Origin of the sequence: Micromonospora sp. NPDC005291 (assembly GCF_040607415.1) — a bacterium.
In the GTDB taxonomy this organism is placed as follows: domain Bacteria; phylum Actinomycetota; class Actinomycetes; order Mycobacteriales; family Micromonosporaceae; genus Micromonospora.
In genome coordinates, this window is the sequence record NZ_JBEXGR010000005.1 from 337363 (window position 1) to 351810 (window position 14448).

Below are 14448 nucleotides of genomic sequence, written 5' to 3' on the forward strand. Positions count from 1 at the left end.
ACCAGGAGGATCCGTATCAGCGCAGGTCAGCCGGGGTGTACGCCGCTGCTGACCGCGCCGGTTCCGGGTCCGTCGGGAACCTCCGACCCGTCCTGTACGACGCCGTGTTGCTGGACCGCGACGGCACCCTGATCGAGGACGTGCCGTACAACGGCGACCCGGAGAAGGTGCGGCCGGTGCCGGGAGCTCGGGCGGGGCTGGATCGGCTCCGGGCGGCCGGGCTGCGGCTGGCGGTCGTGACGAACCAGTCGGGCCTGGCCCGGGGCTACTTCACCGGGGAGCAGATGCGGGCGGTGCACGCCCGCGTCGAGGAGCTGCTGGGCCGGTTCGACGCGTGGCTGATCTGCCCACACGACGACGCCGACAACTGCGACTGCCGCAAGCCGGCGCCCGGCCTGGTGCACGCCGCCGCCCGGGAGTTGGGCACGACCGCGTCCCGGTGTGTGATGGTGGGCGACATCGGCCGGGACGTCGCCGCCGCGCTGGCCGCGGGGGCCGCGGGGGTGCTGGTGCCCACGCCGGTGACCCGGCCGGAGGAGATCGCCGCCGCCGGATGGGTGGAAACCGATCTGCCGGCGGCGGTGGACGAGATCCTGCGCCGCCAACAGGCCGTGCAGCCCGCGACGCCGCCCGGTGACCCGGTGCGGACAGCGCTGGTCGTCCGGTCGGATTCGGTGGGGGACGTGCTGGTCACCGGGCCGGCGATCCGCGCCGTCGCGGCCGGGGCGCAGCGGGTGGTGCTGCTGTGCGGGCCGCGCGGACGTGCCGCCGCCGACCTGTTGCCCGGCATCGACGAGATCATCGAGCACCCGCTGCCGTGGATCGACCCCACGCCGGCGCGGGTCGACCCCGAGGCCATGCGAAGCCTGACCGCGCGCCTCGGCGCGGTCGGCGCGGATCAGGCGGTGGTGTTCACCTCGTTCCACCAGTCGGCACTGCCGCTGGCGCTGCTGCTGCGGATGGCGGGGATCGGTCGGATCGCGGCGATCAGCGACGACTATCCGGGCTCACTGCTGGACATCCGGCACCGGGTGCCGGCGGGCGTCCCCGAACCCGAACGTGCCCTCTCCCTCGCCGCCGCCGCCGGCCACCGGCTGCCCGACGACGACGAACCCGTGCTCCGGCTCCGACGCGACGCCGTGGCGCCACGCCCGGCCGACCTCGGCGACCCGGGGTACGTGGTGCTGCATCCCGGCTCGGCCGCGTCGAGCCGGGCCTGCCCGCCCGAGTTGGCGACCCGGATCGCCGGGGCGCTGACCGCCGCCGGGCACCGGGTGCTGGTCACCGGCGGCTCCGACGAGCGTGCGGTCACCGCCCGGGTCGCGGCGGCCGGCGGCACCGACCTGGGTGGCCGAACCGACCTGGCGGGGCTGGCCGCGATCGTGGCGGACGCCGGCGCGGTCGTCGTCGGCAACACCGGACCCGCGCACCTGGCCGCCGCCGCCGGTGTGCCGGTGGTGAGTCTCTTCGCGCCGACCGTTCCGTTCGGCCAGTGGGGGCCGTACCGGGTGCCCACCGTCCGGCTCGGCGATGCCGCCACGAACTGCCGGGACACCCGGGCAGCCAGCTGCCCCGTCCCCGGGCACCCCTGCCTCAGCGGCATCGACCCCGACGAGGTGGTCGACGCTCTCCGGACGCTCGCCGTCAGTGGTGGTGGTGGCCGATGAACATCCTGCTCTGGCACGTGCACGGCTCCTGGACCACGTCGTTCGTGCACGGCAGCCACCGCTACCTGATCCCGACCACACCCGACCGCGGCCCCTACGGCCTCGGCCGGGCCCGCACCTACCCCTGGCCGGACAGCGCCGTCGAGGTCACCCCGGAGGACCTGCCGGGCACCGACGTCGACCTGGTCATCCTGCAACGCCCCGAGGAGATCGACCGGGCCGAGGCGTGGCTGCGCCGCCGCCCCGGCCGCGACATCCCCGCCATCTACGTCGAACACAACACCCCCAAGGGCGACGTGCCCAACACGCGCCACCCGATGGCCGACCGCGACGACCTGCTCATCGCCCACGTCACCGGGTTCAACCAGATCTTCTGGGACACCGGCGACAGCCGCACCACCGTGGTCGACCACGGCATCGTCGCCCCCTCCGCGTCCTACACCGGAGAGCTGGACCGGCTCGCCGTGGTGATCAACGAGCCGGTACGACGAGGGCGGGTCACCGGCACCGACCTGCTGCCCCGCTTCGCCGAGATCGCGCCGCTGGACGTGTTCGGCATGGGCGTCGCCGGCCTGGCCGAGCACCTCGGGCTGCCCGCCGACCGGCTCACCAGCCACGACGACGTACCCCAGGAGCGGATGCACGCCGAGTTGGCCCGGCGGCGTGCCTACCTGCACCTGTGCCGGTGGACCTCGCTCGGGCTCAGCCTCATCGAGGCGATGGCGATCGGCATGCCCGTCGTCGCGCTCGCCACCACCGAGGCGGTGACGGCGGTGCCCCCGGAGGCGGGCGCCCTCGCCACCCGGACGGACACCCTGCTCGACGCCGCCCGCCGGTTCATCGCCGAACCGGCGACCGCGCGCCAGGCCGGCGCGGCGGCGCGAACGGCCGCGCGCGACAAGTACGGCCTCAACCGTTTCCTCGCTGACTGGGACCGGCTGCTGGAGGAGGAAGTATGCGGATCGCGATGATCTCGGAGCACGCCAGCCCGCTCGCCGTCCTCGGAGGGGAGGACGCCGGCGGCCAGAACACGCACGTCGCGGAGCTGTCCGCCGCGCTCGCCGCCGCCGGGCACGACGTGCGGGTCTACACCCGCCGGGACGCGCTCGACCTGCCGGTGACCGTCCGCAGCCCGGATGGGTACGACGTGGTGCACGTGCCGGCCGGCCCGGCCGAGCCGGTGGCCAAGGACGCGCTGCTGCCACACATGCGGGAGTTCAGTCGCTGGTTGATCGAGCGCTGGCGGGGCGGGGACTGGGTGCCCGAGGTGATCCACGCGCACTTCTGGATGAGTGGCCTGGCGGCGCTGACGGCCGGCCGGCAGGCCGGGGTGCCGGTGGTGCAGACGTACCACGCGCTCGGCACGGTGAAGCGCCGCTACCAGGGCGTGCAGGACACCAGCCCGGCCCGGCGGGTGTCCTATGAGCGGGAGTTGGGCCGCTCGGTGGACCGGATCATCGCGCAGTGCCGCGACGAGGTGGGCGAACTGGTCCGGATGGGTGTGCCCCGGTCCCGGATGACCGTCGTGCCCTCCGGGGTCAACCTCGCCACGTTCGCCCCGCTCGGGCCGGCCGCCGACCGCGAGCCGGGTCAGGCCCGGATCCTGACCGTGGGCCGGCTGGTCGAACGCAAGGGCTTCCAGACCGTGATCCGCGCGATGGCGCTGGTCCCGGACGCCGAGTGCGTGGTCGTCGGCGGCCCGCCCGAAGGGCTGCTGGAGACCGACCCGTACGCCCGGCGGCTGCGGGCCCTCGCTGAGTCGTGCGGGGTGGCCGACCGGGTGCACCTGGTCGGCGCGGTACCGCGGGAGGAGATGGGCCGCTGGTACCGCTCGGCGGACCTCCTGGTCGCCGCACCCTGGTACGAGCCGTTCGGGTTGACTCCGCTGGAGGCGATGGCCTGCGGGGTGCCGGTCGTCGGCACCGCTGTCGGCGGCATCCGGGACACCGTGGTCGACGGGACGACCGGTGACCTCGTGCCGGCGCGGGACCCGCATGCTCTGGCCACCGCGATCCAGGGGTTGCTCGACGACCGGATCCGGCGTTTCGCGTACGCGGCGGCGGCGCGCGAGCGGGCCCGGACGCGGTACTCGTGGGCGGCCACCGCCGAGCGGCTGGTCGAGGTCTACAGCGAGGTGGCCGCGGTGCGCCGGCCGACCCGGGTGGTGGCCTGATGCCGGCGGGGAGTCTGCTCGACACCCACCTGACGAATCTCTCCGCGGCGCTGGTGCCGTACCGGCGGTGTGAGTCGCAGCTGGCGCGCTGGGGCGCGGACCTGGCCCACCGGCTGGCCGCCGGAGGTCGCCTGCTGGTCGCCGGCAACGGCGGCAGCGCCGCCGAAGCCCAGCACCTCACCGCCGAGCTGGTCGGCAAGCTCCACCACGACCGTCAGCCGTTGTCCGCGATCGCCCTGCACGCCGAGACGAGCGCGCTCACCGCCATCGCCAACGACTACGGCTACGGCGACGTCTACGCCCGCCAGGTGCGCGCCCACGGCCGTCCCGGCGACGTCCTGCTGCTGCTCAGCACCAGCGGCGCCAGCCCCAACCTGGTCACGGCCGCGCAGGCTGCCCGCGACGCCGGCCTCACCACCTGGGCGCTCACCGGGGCCGCCCCCAACGCCCTCGCCGACGCCTGCGACGACGTGCTGGCCGTCGCGTCCCCGGACACCCAGGTCGTTCAGGAGCTGCACCTCGTGACCAGTCACCTGCTCTGCGAGTACCTCGAACAGGAACTGCCCGCCGCGCTGGCAGCAGCCGCCCGACCACCGGCCGCCCACCCGGTGCCGGCGGAGCCCGCGCCGGCCGGTCAGCTCCCGTCCGGGCCGGTGCGCACCGGGGTCGAGGTGGTGCTCGACGGTGGGCCGGGACAGCAGGTCGACGCGTGAGGATGAGGAGGCAAGCGTGAGGGGACCTGTGGTGGTGCTCGGGGACACCCTGCTCGACCGGGACGTGGAAGGGGTGGTGAACCGGCTCTGCCCGGACTCCCCGGTGCCGGTGCTCGACGAGACCGCGGCCATCGACCGACCCGGTGGTGCCGGCCTGGCAGCGGTCTTCGCCGCCGCGCAGGGCGCCGAGGTGGTGCTGGTGACCGCGCTCGCCGACGACGCCGGTGGGGCCCGACTGAGCGCGCTGCTCGCCGCCGCCGGCGTGCAGGTGTACCCACTGGCCCTGTCCGGTGCGACGCCGGAGAAGATCCGGCTGCGGGCCCGGGGCCGGGTGCTGCTGCGCCACGACCGTGGCGGCGCGTCCGGCGAGCCGGGCCAGCCTTCCGACGAGGTGCTCCGCGTGATCGGCGCGGCGTCCGCGGTGCTGGTCAGCGACTACGGCCGGGGCGTTGCCCGGCAGCCCGCGCTACGCGACGCGTTGGCCGCCACCCGCGCGCCGGTGGTGTGGGACCCGCACCCGCGCGGGCCGGCGGCGGTGCCCGGCGTCCACCTGGCCACCCCGAACGAGTCGGAGGTGCGCGACCTGGTTCCCGCACTGCCCGGTGCCTCCCGGCTGGCTACGGCGTCCCGTGGTGCCCAGGGGCTACGGCGGCGTTGGCGGGCCGGTGCGGTCGCGGTGACGCTGGGCGGTGACGGCGCGCTGCTCTGCCACGCCGGGTCGACGCCGCTGGTGGTGCCGACCCCGGGCAGCGCCGAGGGGGACACCTGCGGGGCAGGCGACCGGTTCGCGGCCGCCGCCAGCCTCGCGTTGGCCCAGGGCGCGCTGGTCTCCGAGGCGGTGCAGGCGGCGGTCGCCGAGGCGTCCGCGTACGTGGCCGGTGGGGGAGTGGCGGCGGCCCTGCCTCCGCCGGTGCCTCCCATGAACGCTGGTGTGGTCGGCCGGGGTGGCGACCGGGTGGGAGTCGTTGCGGTTGCCACGCTCCTGGGCGAGGTACGGGCCGCGGGTGGCACGGTGGTGGCGACCGGGGGTTGCTTCGACCTGCTGCACGCGGGGCATGTGGCCACGTTGGAGGCGGCCCGGCAGTTGGGTGACTGCCTGATCGTCTGTGTGAACTCCGACGCCAGTGTCGCCGGGTTGAAGGGGCCGGATCGACCGGTGATGTCCGAGGGTGACCGCGCCCGGTTGCTGGCCGCCTTGAGCTGCGTCGACGCGGTCCTCATCTTCGACGAGCCGACCCCGGACGCGGCACTGTCCTGGGTACGACCGGACATCTGGGTCAAGGGCGGCGACTACGCCACCGGCGGTGGGGACGCCGCCGCCACACTGCCGGAGGCGGAGGTCCTGCGTCGGTGGGGCGGGAACACGGTGGTGGTGCCCTACCTGGACGGTCGTTCCACCACCGACATGATCGTCCGCTCCATCGGGGGGCGGACCCGATGACCGCCACGCGGCCCAGCGCCGGGCCCACCGTCCTGGTCACCGGCGGCGCCAGCGGGCTCGGCGCCGCGGTGGTCGCCGCGGTGGCCGCTTCCGGCGGTCGGCCGCTCGTGCTGGACCGGCAGCCGCCGGTCGACGGGGTGTCCTGGACCGAGTGCGATCTGGCCGATACCCGAGCCGCCGAGGTCGCCACCCAGCACATCGCCGAGCAGGCCGGTGGCCTGGACGCGGTGGTCACCGCCGCCGGGACGGATGTGCCGGGTCGACTCGCCGATCTGCCGGGGGAGACCTGGGACCGGATCGTCGCCGTCGATCTGCTGGCCACCGCAGCGGTGATCCGGGCCGCGCTGCCGTTTCTGCTGACGTCTCGGGGCCGCATCGTCACGGTCGCCTCCACCCTGGGCGTCAAGGCGGTCAGCGACGCCACCGCGTACTGCGCGGCGAAGTTCGGCGTGGTCGGCTTCACCCGCGCCCTCGCCGCCGAGCTGGCCGGTCAGGTCGGCGTCACCCTGCTCATCCCGGGCGGGATGCGTACCTCGTTCTTCGACGAGCGCGACCCGCAGTACAAGCCGGGGGCGGACGCGATCCTCAACGATCCCGTCGACACCGCTGCCGCGATCATGTTCGCGCTCAACCAGCCGCCCGGCTGTGCGGTTCGCGAGCTGGTGGTCTGCGCCGAGCAGGAGACCTCGTACCCGTGATCCTCGTCCTGCGCGCCCTCGGCGTCGGTGATCTGGTCACCGCGGTGCCCGCGCTGCGGGCGCTGCGGGCCGCGTACCCCGGTCGGGAGCTGGCGCTCGCCGCGCCCGCCTGGCTGGCCCCGCTGGTCGACCTGGTCGGCGGTGTCGACCGGCTGGTGGACACCGCCGGGCTGGATGGACCCATCCGGGTCGGGTCGGCTCCGCAGGTCGCGGTCAACCTGCATGGGCGCGGCCCGCAGTCGCACCGGTTGCTCGCGGCCACCCGGCCCGGCCGCCTGCTCGCCTTCGTCGCACCGGACGCCGGCCATACCGACGGGCCGCGGTGGGCCACCGACGAGCACGAGGTGGACCGGTGGTGCCGCCTGCTGTCCTGGTACGACATTCCAGCCGACCGCGCCGACCTGGGCCTGCGCCGGCCCGGATCGGCCGGGTTGCCCACCGGAGTCACCGTGCTGCATCCCGGCAGCAAGATCCCCGCCAAGCGGTGGCCCGCCGAGCGGTTCGCCGCGCTGGCCCGGGCACTCACCGACCAGGGGCATCGGGTGTTGCTCACCGGCTCGGCCGACGAACGGGCGCTGGCGGCCCGGGTGGCCGAGGCTGCCGGCCTGGCATCCGACTCCGTTCTGGCTGGCCGGACCGGCCTCGGCGCGCTCGCCGCGCTGGTGGCCGACGCCCGGCTGGTGGTCAGCGGGGACACCGGGGTCGCTCACCTGGCCACCGGGTACGGCACCGCGTCGGTCGTCCTCTTCGGGCCGGTGCCACCGGCTCACTGGGGGCCGCCACCGGATCGGCCCCGGCACCGGGTGCTCTGGGCCGGCGAGGGGGACTGGCCCAGGTGGGACGGGGTAGGAAGCCACCCGACGATGGCCGCTCTGCGCCTCGACGAGGTGCTGGCCGCCGTGGCTGAGGTGGAAAGGGTGGTGCGGGTCTCCGGTGCGGTTGCGGCGTAGCGACCCGGGTCGACCGGGGTACGGACGGCGCCGGCGCGGACGGGGCTGGCTCTTCGTCGACCCGACCGGCGGTGCGGTCCGGGATCCGGATGCCCTGGCCCGGCTGCGGGAGCTGGTCATCCCTCCGGCCTGGCAGAACGTCTGGATCTCACCACACCCGAACGGGCACATCCAGGCGATCGGGATCGACGCGGCCGGGCGCAAGCAGTACGTCTACCACCCGCTGTGGCGGGAGAAGCAGGACGAGGCGAAGTTCGACCACATGCTGGAAGTGGCCCGACGGCTGCCGGCGCTGCGGGAGCGGGTGGGGCGTGACCTGGACGGCCGAGGGCTGGGCCGGGACCGGGTGCTGGCCACGGTGGCCCGACTGTTGGACATGGGGATGTTCCGGGTCGGCAGTGACCAGTACGCCGCCGGGGACGACCCGACGTACGGGGTCTCCACCCTGCGCCCCGAGCATGCCCGTTCCCGGGGCGGCTGCGTGGTCTTCGAGTTTCCCGCGAAGGGTGGCATCGAGCAGGTCCGCCGGATCGAGGACCCGGAGCTGTGCCAGGTGCTGGTCAATCTGCGCCGTCGCCGGAGGCAGGCGGACCGGCTGTTCGGCTACTGGGACGGCCGGGAGTGGCGCGACGTGCGCAGCGACGAGGTCAACGGCTACCTGCGCGACGCCAGTGGCGGGGAGATGACCGCCAAGGACTTCCGCACCTGGCACGCCACCGTGCTCGCCGCCACCGAGCTGGCCACCGCCGGCCCGGCCCGATCGGTGACCGCCCGTCGCAAGGCGGTGGTCGCCGTGATGCGCGAGGTGGCCGAACTGCTGGGCAACACTCCGACGGTGGCTCGCGCGTCCTACGTGGACCCGCGGGTCGTCGACCTCTACCACGACGGGGTGGTGGCGCCGGTGGACCCGGGGGCACCACGCGAGGAGGCCGAGCGAATCGTGCTGGAGCTGCTGGAGAAGGCCTGACCGGCCCCGCCGACGGTCCTGGGGGGAGAGTGACGGGGCCGGGGCCTCAGGTGTGACCGGGGGCCACCGGGCGGCCGCCCGCCGCGCCTGGCGGCGGGCGCTCGCCACGGCCCCCGTTGGCGGCCTCCCGCAGACCCGGCGGTGCGGGCGGCGGTCGGCCACGTTGGCTGTCAGTCTGCCCGCACCGAGTTGACCGTGAACGCCGCGCGGTTGACGATCCGCGCCGGATCCGAGTTGCTCTCCCGATACGCCTGCGGGCTGATCCCGTAGGCCATCCGGAACACCCGGCTGAAGTGGGCCTTGTCGGGAAACCCCCAGCGGGCGGCAATGGCCTGCACGGGTTGGTTGCGGAGGGCCGGGTCGGTCAGGTCCCGCCGGCACCGGGCCAGCCGCATGTCTCGGATGTACGACGCCACGGTCGAGTCCTCGGCTTCGAACAACCGGTGCAGCGACCGCACCGAGATGTGGTGGGCATCGGCGACGGACTGTGGGCTGAGCGTCGCGTCGCCCAGGTGTCGGTGGACGTACGCGTGGACCTGGGTGAGCAGCGCCCGGCGGCGGACCTCGGTGGGCACCGCGTCCTCGGCGACGAGGTGCCGTCCGAGCATGGTGGTGGCGAGGTCCAGCCCCACCGCGCCGAGGCGGCTGGTGTCGGCGGCGTGGTACTGCTCGGGGTGCCCGGTGACCTGCAGCAGGAACTGCGCCAACAGCGCGCCGATCCCCTCGCTGCCGGACATGCGGCCGCCGTAGAGCGCGGCCATCCGTTGCGGCGGCAGCGGCAGTGCGGCGTGCGGAATCATGGTGATGATCGAGCTGGCCCGGCCCTGCTCCGGCTCGGTCGCGTGGTGGCCGACGTCGTGCGGGCGGGATGCGTCGTAGAAGGTGAACTCGCCGGCACGGATCTCGCTGTGTCGGCCGTCCTGGCTGGACGTGCCGACGCCGTCGGTGGTGAGGGCGAGCATGTACAGCTCCGGGTCGGACTGGCGGATCAGCTTGGCCGTCCGGGTGGCCTCCAGCGACGGGTAGTGGTAGTTGATCAGCTGGATCGGGCCGAGGTCGAGGAAGTCGGCCCGGGCGGTGAAGTCGCCGGCGTGCGCGGACCAGATCCGCATCGGCGCTGACGTACGCGCGACCAGGTCCAGCCACATCCCGAATCGTTCACTCGGCGGCAGGACGGTGGTGTCGACGGTGTCCCGGTGCAGCATCCTGCGCTCCTCAGGCGGCTCGCCGTTGGATCAGAGCCTCGATGCCGTCGAGGATCCGGTCCAGGCCGAAGGTGAACTCGTCGTCGGGGTCGTCGTCCTGGCTGAGCACTCCGGAGGTCAGCACCCGGTGCAGCGCCGGGAAGCGATCCGGGTCGATCAACCGGGCCACCATCCGACCGTACGCCGGCATCATCTCACTCGGTGCGACGCCGGCCGCCCGGCTGCCCTCGGCGATCTGTGCCGTGAGGGTGGCCTCGTTGCGGATGTAGCCCGTGATCAACAGCAGCACCGACATCTTCTCGCTCTCGGCGAGCGTGGTGCCGTCGAGGCAGCGCAGCCCGTCCTCCATCCAGCCGAGCTGCTGCGGGGTGATGGGCGGGCCGGTGATCGGCACGTGCAGCAACCAGGATCGTTGCCGCAGCACCTCGTGCTCGGCCCAGGCCCACCGGATCAGGCCGGCGCGCCACTCGTGGTCCGGCGGGGGCGGGCCGGGTGACGGGCCGTACCCGGCGTCGACCATGAGCATCAGCAGCTCGTCCTTGGAGCCGACGTATCGGTAGAGGGCCATGGTGGCGGCGCCCAACTCCTTGGCCACCCGGCTCATCGAGACGGCGGCCAGCCCGTCGGCGTCGGCCACCCGGACGGCGGCGTCCACGATGGCGGGCACGCTCATCCCCGGCCGGGGGCCCTTGGGTGGCCGTTCCCGCAGCCCCCAGGCGCTCTCGATGGCCGGCGGGATCACTGGCCCGCTGTCGTCTGTCTTCGCCGCCACATTTCCTCCTTGCTTCGTCATCCTAGTTCTGCGTATGGTCTACGCATAACAGCGTACGACATACGCAGAAGGGAACTCATCATGACGACGACGAGCACACCGGCACCGCGCGCGGGCCGGCGGGAGTGGATCGGATTCACGGTGCTGATGCTGCCGCTGCTCCTGGTCTCGATGGACGTGTCGGTGCTCTACTTCGCCGTCCCGTTCATCAGCGAGGAACTGCGCCCCACCGGAGCCCAGCAGCTCTGGATCTTCGACATCTACGGCTTCGTGCTGGCCGGGCTGCTCATCACCATGGGCGCTCTGGGCGACCGGATCGGCCGACGCCGGCTCCTGCTGATCGGCGCCACCGCGTTCGGGGCGGCATCGCTGCTGGCCGCGTACGCCGACAGCGCCGCGACGCTGATCGCCGCGCGCGCCGCGCTCGGCGTCGGTGGGGCCACCCTGATGCCGTCCACGCTCGCCCTGGTGCGCAACATGTTCCACGATGCCAAGCAGCGCGGCACCGCGATCGGCATCTGGACCGCCACGCTCACCGGCGGCATCGCGATCGGCCCGGTGCTCAGTGGCATCCTGCTGGAGCACTTCTGGTGGGGCTCGATCTTCCTGATCAACATCCCGGCGATGCTGATGCTGCTCCTGCTCGCCCCGATCCTGGTGCCCGAGTTCCGCAACCCGGCGACCGGGCGGTTCGACCTCATCAGCGCAGCACTGTCGCTCGGCGCGCTGCTGCCGGTGATCTACGGCATCAAGGAGATGGCCCGCGACGGCCTCAGCCCGGTGCGGGTGCTCGCCATCGTCGCCGGCCTGCTGGTGGGGGCGCTGTTCCTGCACCGCCAGCGGACCCGGGCGTACCCGATGATCGACCTGGCGTTGTTCCGCCGTCGCGGCTTCGCCGGGTCGCTCGCGGTCAGCCTGCTGGCGATGTTCGCCCTGGTCGGCTTCGCCATCTTCACCACCCAGCACCTCCAGTTGGTGCTCGGCCTGAGCCCGCTGCGGGCCGCACTGTGGAGCCTGGTGCCGTCGCTCGCGGTGGGCGGAATCGCGCCGGCCGCCGCCGCGCTCGCCCAGCGCGTCGAGCGGGCGTACCTGATCGGCGCGGGCTTCGGGATCGCCGTGCTCGGCTTCGCGGTCCTGACCCGGGTCACACCGGAGACGCCGCTGTGGCTGCTGCTCGCCGGCGCCAGCGTCTACGCCGGTGGCCTGGTGATGGTGATGTCACTCGTCACCGAGTTGGTCCTCGGCGCGGCGCCGCCCGAGCAGGCCGGTGTCGCCTCGGCGCTGACCGAATCCAGCAGCGAGCTGGGCGGCGCGCTGGGAATGGCCATCCTCGGCAGCGTGGGCGCGGCGATCTACCGCCGCGAGATCGTCGACGGTCTGCCGGCTGGGTTGCCCGCGGATGCCAGTGGCGAGGCGCGAGAGACACTGGGGGGTGCGCTCGCGGTGGCGCAGGGGCTCCCGGCGGATCTGGCCGACGCAGTACTGCACGCCGCACGGGTCGCCTTCACCGACGGGCTGCACCTCGCCGCGATCGCCGCCATGGTGGCGATGCTGCTGGGCGCGGTGACCGCGCTGGTCGCGCTCCGCGGCGTCCGGCCGGCCGACCCCGCGGCGCTGGCCGCCGAGCCGACCGGTCCGGCCGGTACGTCGTTGTCGTCGGTCAGTCGGTGAGCACGTGCGCGAGCCGGTCGCGGAAGCGCCGCTCGGAGTCGCTGACCGACTCGCCGCCGAGGCCGAGCAGCCCGCCGCTGGAAGCGGCGCCCACCACCTGCTCGGCGATCTTCACCAGCCAGTGCTTGTACGCGCCGGCCGCGCCCTCGTCGACCCGTGCGGCCAGCAGCGTGGCGGCCTCGGCGGCCCGCAGCAGCACGTCGTCGATCATCGCCCGCGGGTCGGCGGGCGCGATGACCGGCAACTCCTCGCCGGTGTCCGGATCGCCGACCCGGGTCACGATCTCGCTGGCCACGGCGACGACCAGCGGGCTGGCTGACTCCCGGCCAGCGGCGATGGTCTCCAACCCGGCCGCGTTCTCCGCCATGGTCCGGCGGGTGCCGTCGGACTCGGCGGCGCTCGCCGCGGTCAGCACCGACTGCGGCAGGCCGACCAGCAGCCCCCACTCCTCGTCGGAGAAACCGAAACCGGTGTACGCCGGCTGCTCGATCACGGCAACGCCCCTTCCACCCTGCTCTGTTTGGTCAATCGGTTGGCCCGGTGCCCGGGACAGGCTAGTCCAGGGTCAGCAGGCCCTGTTCGGACACCACGCGCACCGACAACGTCTTGTACCCGACCTCATCGAAGAGAACCGTCATCTTGTCGTCCTCGTACCCGAGCACCATGCCGTGCCCCCACTCCGGGTGGCGCACCTGACTGTGCACCGGGAACGGCCCGACCGCCCCCTGATCGGCGACGCTGGTGCCGGCGTGACAGTTGTCGCAGTGCCCGCAGATCTGGGTCATCTGCTCGCCGAAGTAGGCCAGCAGGGTCTGCCCCCGGCAGGCGTTGGTCTCGGCGAAGGCCCGCATCATGTCGGTGCGGGACCGGGTCACCGTCTGCTGGCGTTCCGCCTCGGCCAGTGCCGCCGCGGCGGCGTCCACCGGGTCGGGGGAGTAGCGCGGTGCGCTGATGCGCTGCCGGGCGCGCGGCTCGGCCGCCCCGACCTGCTCCAGCAGGGAGAGGTACTGGCCCAGCTTGCGTGGCCCGAGGCCGGTGGTCTCACGCAGCTCGGTCTTGGTGGCCGGCTTGCGGCGCAGGAGCGCGGCCAGGTCGCGCAGCTCCTCGGAGTTGGGCAGGCCGCCGCTGAAGAACCGTTGCAGGCCCACGTCCTCGGCCTGCCAGAGCAGCAGCACCCGGGCCGGTTGCCCGTCGCGCCCGGCCCGGCCGATCTCCTGGAAGTAGCTGTCCGGCGAGTCGGGCAGCGCCATGTGCACCACCCAGGCGATGTTGGGCTTGTCGATGCCCATGCCGAACGCGGAGGTGGCCACCATGATCGGCACCTGGTCGGCGAGGAACGCCTCGTGCAGCTCGGTGCGCGCGCCGGCGGCCATTCCGCCGTGGTAGAACTGCGCCGGAAAGTCGGCGTCGGTCAACCGGGCAGCCAGCTCCTCGGCGGCGCGGCGGGTCGGCACGTAGATGATGCCCGGCCGCTTTTCGTCGCGCAGCAGCGTCACCAGGCGCCGCCACCGGTAGTCCTCGGTGGGGCAGTGCGCCACCTCGAGGAACAGGTTGGACCGGTCCAGCCCGGAGACCACCACCTCCGGCTCGCGCAGCCGCAGTCGGGCGATGATGTCGTCGCGTACGGGCGGGGAGGCGGTGGCGGTCAACGCGACCACCGGCGGTCGGCCGATGCCCTCGATGAGGTGCCCGAGCGCCAGGTAGTCGGGGCGGAAGTCGTGCCCCCAGGCCGAGATGCAGTGCGCCTCGTCGATCGCCACCAGGGCGGGCTTCAGCGCGGCGACCTCGGCCATCCGGGCGGGGTTGCTCAGCTGCTCCGGGGTGATGAACAGGAACTCCGCTCGACCCTCGCGGATCTCGGCGATCGCCTCGGCCTGTTGGGCGGCCGACTCGTTCGAGCTGATCCGCACCGCCCGCAGCTCCGGGCGCTGGCGCTCGTTGAGGGCCGCGATCTGGTCCTGCTGGAGAGCCAACAGCGGGGAGATCACCACGGTGGGGCCGGGGATCAGGCTGGCCGGGATCTGGTAGATGGCCGACTTGCCGGCGCCCGTGGGCAGCACGACTAGGGCGTCACGTCGCTTCATCACCGCGCGCATGGCGGCCAGTTGGTTGGGCCGCAGTGCGGTCCAGCCGAAGAGGCTCCGGGCCGCGCGGCGCAACGTCATCGAATGCGTGGACAGTTTCATCGAAG

13 protein-coding genes are annotated in these 14448 nt (G+C 73.6%); 9 read left to right on the forward strand and 4 right to left on the reverse strand.

The window, feature by feature from the left end:
- Window positions 1-104: 104 nt before the first annotated feature.
- Genes ABZT18_RS10195 through ABZT18_RS10230 form a run of 8 tightly spaced genes read left to right on the forward strand, consistent with a single transcriptional unit; the run spans window position 105 to window position 8609 of the window.
- On the forward strand, window positions 105-1667 hold the full coding sequence (locus tag ABZT18_RS10195; protein WP_355251022.1) for an HAD-IIIA family hydrolase: 1563 nt from the start codon (window positions 105-107) through the stop codon (window positions 1665-1667).
- Window positions 1664-2638: a glycosyltransferase gene (locus ABZT18_RS10200; RefSeq protein WP_354993808.1), complete on the forward strand. Its 975-nt coding sequence runs from the start codon at window positions 1664-1666 to the stop codon at window positions 2636-2638. Before ABZT18_RS10195 ends, ABZT18_RS10200 begins: the two co-directional genes overlap by 4 nt.
- Entirely contained in the window at window positions 2623-3840 is a 1218-nt protein-coding gene (locus ABZT18_RS10205) for a glycosyltransferase (protein ID WP_354993807.1), read from the forward strand. Before ABZT18_RS10200 ends, ABZT18_RS10205 begins: the two co-directional genes overlap by 16 nt.
- Window positions 3837-4553: an SIS domain-containing protein gene (locus ABZT18_RS10210; protein ID WP_354994052.1), complete on the forward strand. Its 717-nt coding sequence runs from the start codon at window positions 3837-3839 to the stop codon at window positions 4551-4553. Before ABZT18_RS10205 ends, ABZT18_RS10210 begins: the two co-directional genes overlap by 4 nt.
- A gap of 16 nt (window positions 4554-4569) precedes the next feature.
- Window positions 4570-5994 carry a PfkB family carbohydrate kinase gene (locus ABZT18_RS10215; RefSeq protein ID WP_354993806.1) on the forward strand — a complete coding sequence of 475 codons (1425 nt, stop codon included), beginning with the start codon at window positions 4570-4572 and terminating at the stop codon, window positions 5992-5994.
- Window positions 5991-6692, forward strand: a complete 702-nt coding sequence (locus ABZT18_RS10220) for an SDR family oxidoreductase (protein WP_355250984.1) — start codon at window positions 5991-5993, stop codon at window positions 6690-6692. Before ABZT18_RS10215 ends, ABZT18_RS10220 begins: the two co-directional genes overlap by 4 nt.
- Entirely contained in the window at window positions 6689-7642 is a 954-nt protein-coding gene (locus ABZT18_RS10225; protein WP_355250987.1) for a glycosyltransferase family 9 protein, read from the forward strand. The genes ABZT18_RS10220 and ABZT18_RS10225 overlap by 4 nt, the downstream gene beginning before the upstream one ends.
- On the forward strand, window positions 7626-8609 hold the full coding sequence (locus ABZT18_RS10230; protein WP_354993803.1) for a DNA topoisomerase IB: 984 nt from the start codon (window positions 7626-7628) through the stop codon (window positions 8607-8609). The genes ABZT18_RS10225 and ABZT18_RS10230 overlap by 17 nt, the downstream gene beginning before the upstream one ends.
- 170 nt (window positions 8610-8779) lie before the next feature.
- Here the strand turns inward: ABZT18_RS10230 and ABZT18_RS10235 are convergent, their stop codons facing one another.
- Entirely contained in the window at window positions 8780-9814 is a 1035-nt protein-coding gene (locus ABZT18_RS10235; RefSeq protein ID WP_355250989.1) for a helix-turn-helix domain-containing protein, read from the reverse strand.
- A gap of 10 nt (window positions 9815-9824) precedes the next feature.
- Window positions 9825-10586 (reverse strand): TetR/AcrR family transcriptional regulator, encoded by a 762-nt coding sequence (locus tag ABZT18_RS10240; RefSeq protein ID WP_354993801.1) that lies wholly within the window; start codon window positions 10584-10586, stop codon window positions 9825-9827.
- Between the two features lie 81 nt (window positions 10587-10667).
- Between ABZT18_RS10240 and ABZT18_RS10245 the strand changes: the two genes are divergently transcribed.
- Window positions 10668-12257 carry an MFS transporter gene (locus tag ABZT18_RS10245; RefSeq protein WP_355250992.1) on the forward strand — a complete coding sequence of 530 codons (1590 nt, stop codon included), beginning with the start codon at window positions 10668-10670 and terminating at the stop codon, window positions 12255-12257.
- Here the strand turns inward: ABZT18_RS10245 and ABZT18_RS10250 are convergent.
- Together ABZT18_RS10250 and ABZT18_RS10255 are read right to left on the reverse strand one after the other, a co-directional pair.
- Window positions 12247-12750 carry a hypothetical protein gene (locus tag ABZT18_RS10250; RefSeq protein ID WP_354993799.1) on the reverse strand — a complete coding sequence of 168 codons (504 nt, stop codon included), beginning with the start codon at window positions 12748-12750 and terminating at the stop codon, window positions 12247-12249. The genes ABZT18_RS10245 and ABZT18_RS10250 overlap by 11 nt on opposite strands.
- 61 nt (window positions 12751-12811) lie before the next feature.
- The gene (locus ABZT18_RS10255) at window positions 12812-14443 is read right to left on the reverse strand and encodes a RecQ family ATP-dependent DNA helicase (RefSeq protein WP_354993798.1); all 1632 of its coding nucleotides are present in this window, start codon (window positions 14441-14443) and stop codon (window positions 12812-12814) included.
- Window positions 14444-14448 lie beyond the last annotated feature (5 nt).

What these genes read in the sequence shown, in the direction of transcription:
- ABZT18_RS10200 (WP_354993808.1), top strand. Translation starts at nt 1,664, where the DNA reads ATGAACATCCTGCTCTGGCACGTGCACGGCTCCTGGACCACGTCGTTC.
- ABZT18_RS10205 (WP_354993807.1), top strand. Translation starts at nt 2,623, where the DNA reads ATGCGGATCGCGATGATCTCGGAGCACGCCAGCCCGCTCGCCGTCCTC.
- ABZT18_RS10220 (WP_355250984.1), top strand. Translation starts at nt 5,991, where the DNA reads ATGACCGCCACGCGGCCCAGCGCCGGGCCCACCGTCCTGGTCACCGGC.
- ABZT18_RS10235 (WP_355250989.1), bottom strand. Translation starts at nt 9,814, where the DNA reads ATGCTGCACCGGGACACCGTCGACACCACCGTCCTGCCGCCGAGTGAA.
- ABZT18_RS10245 (WP_355250992.1), top strand. Translation starts at nt 10,668, where the DNA reads ATGACGACGACGAGCACACCGGCACCGCGCGCGGGCCGGCGGGAGTGG.
- ABZT18_RS10255 (WP_354993798.1), bottom strand. Translation starts at nt 14,443, where the DNA reads ATGAAACTGTCCACGCATTCGATGACGTTGCGCCGCGCGGCCCGGAGC.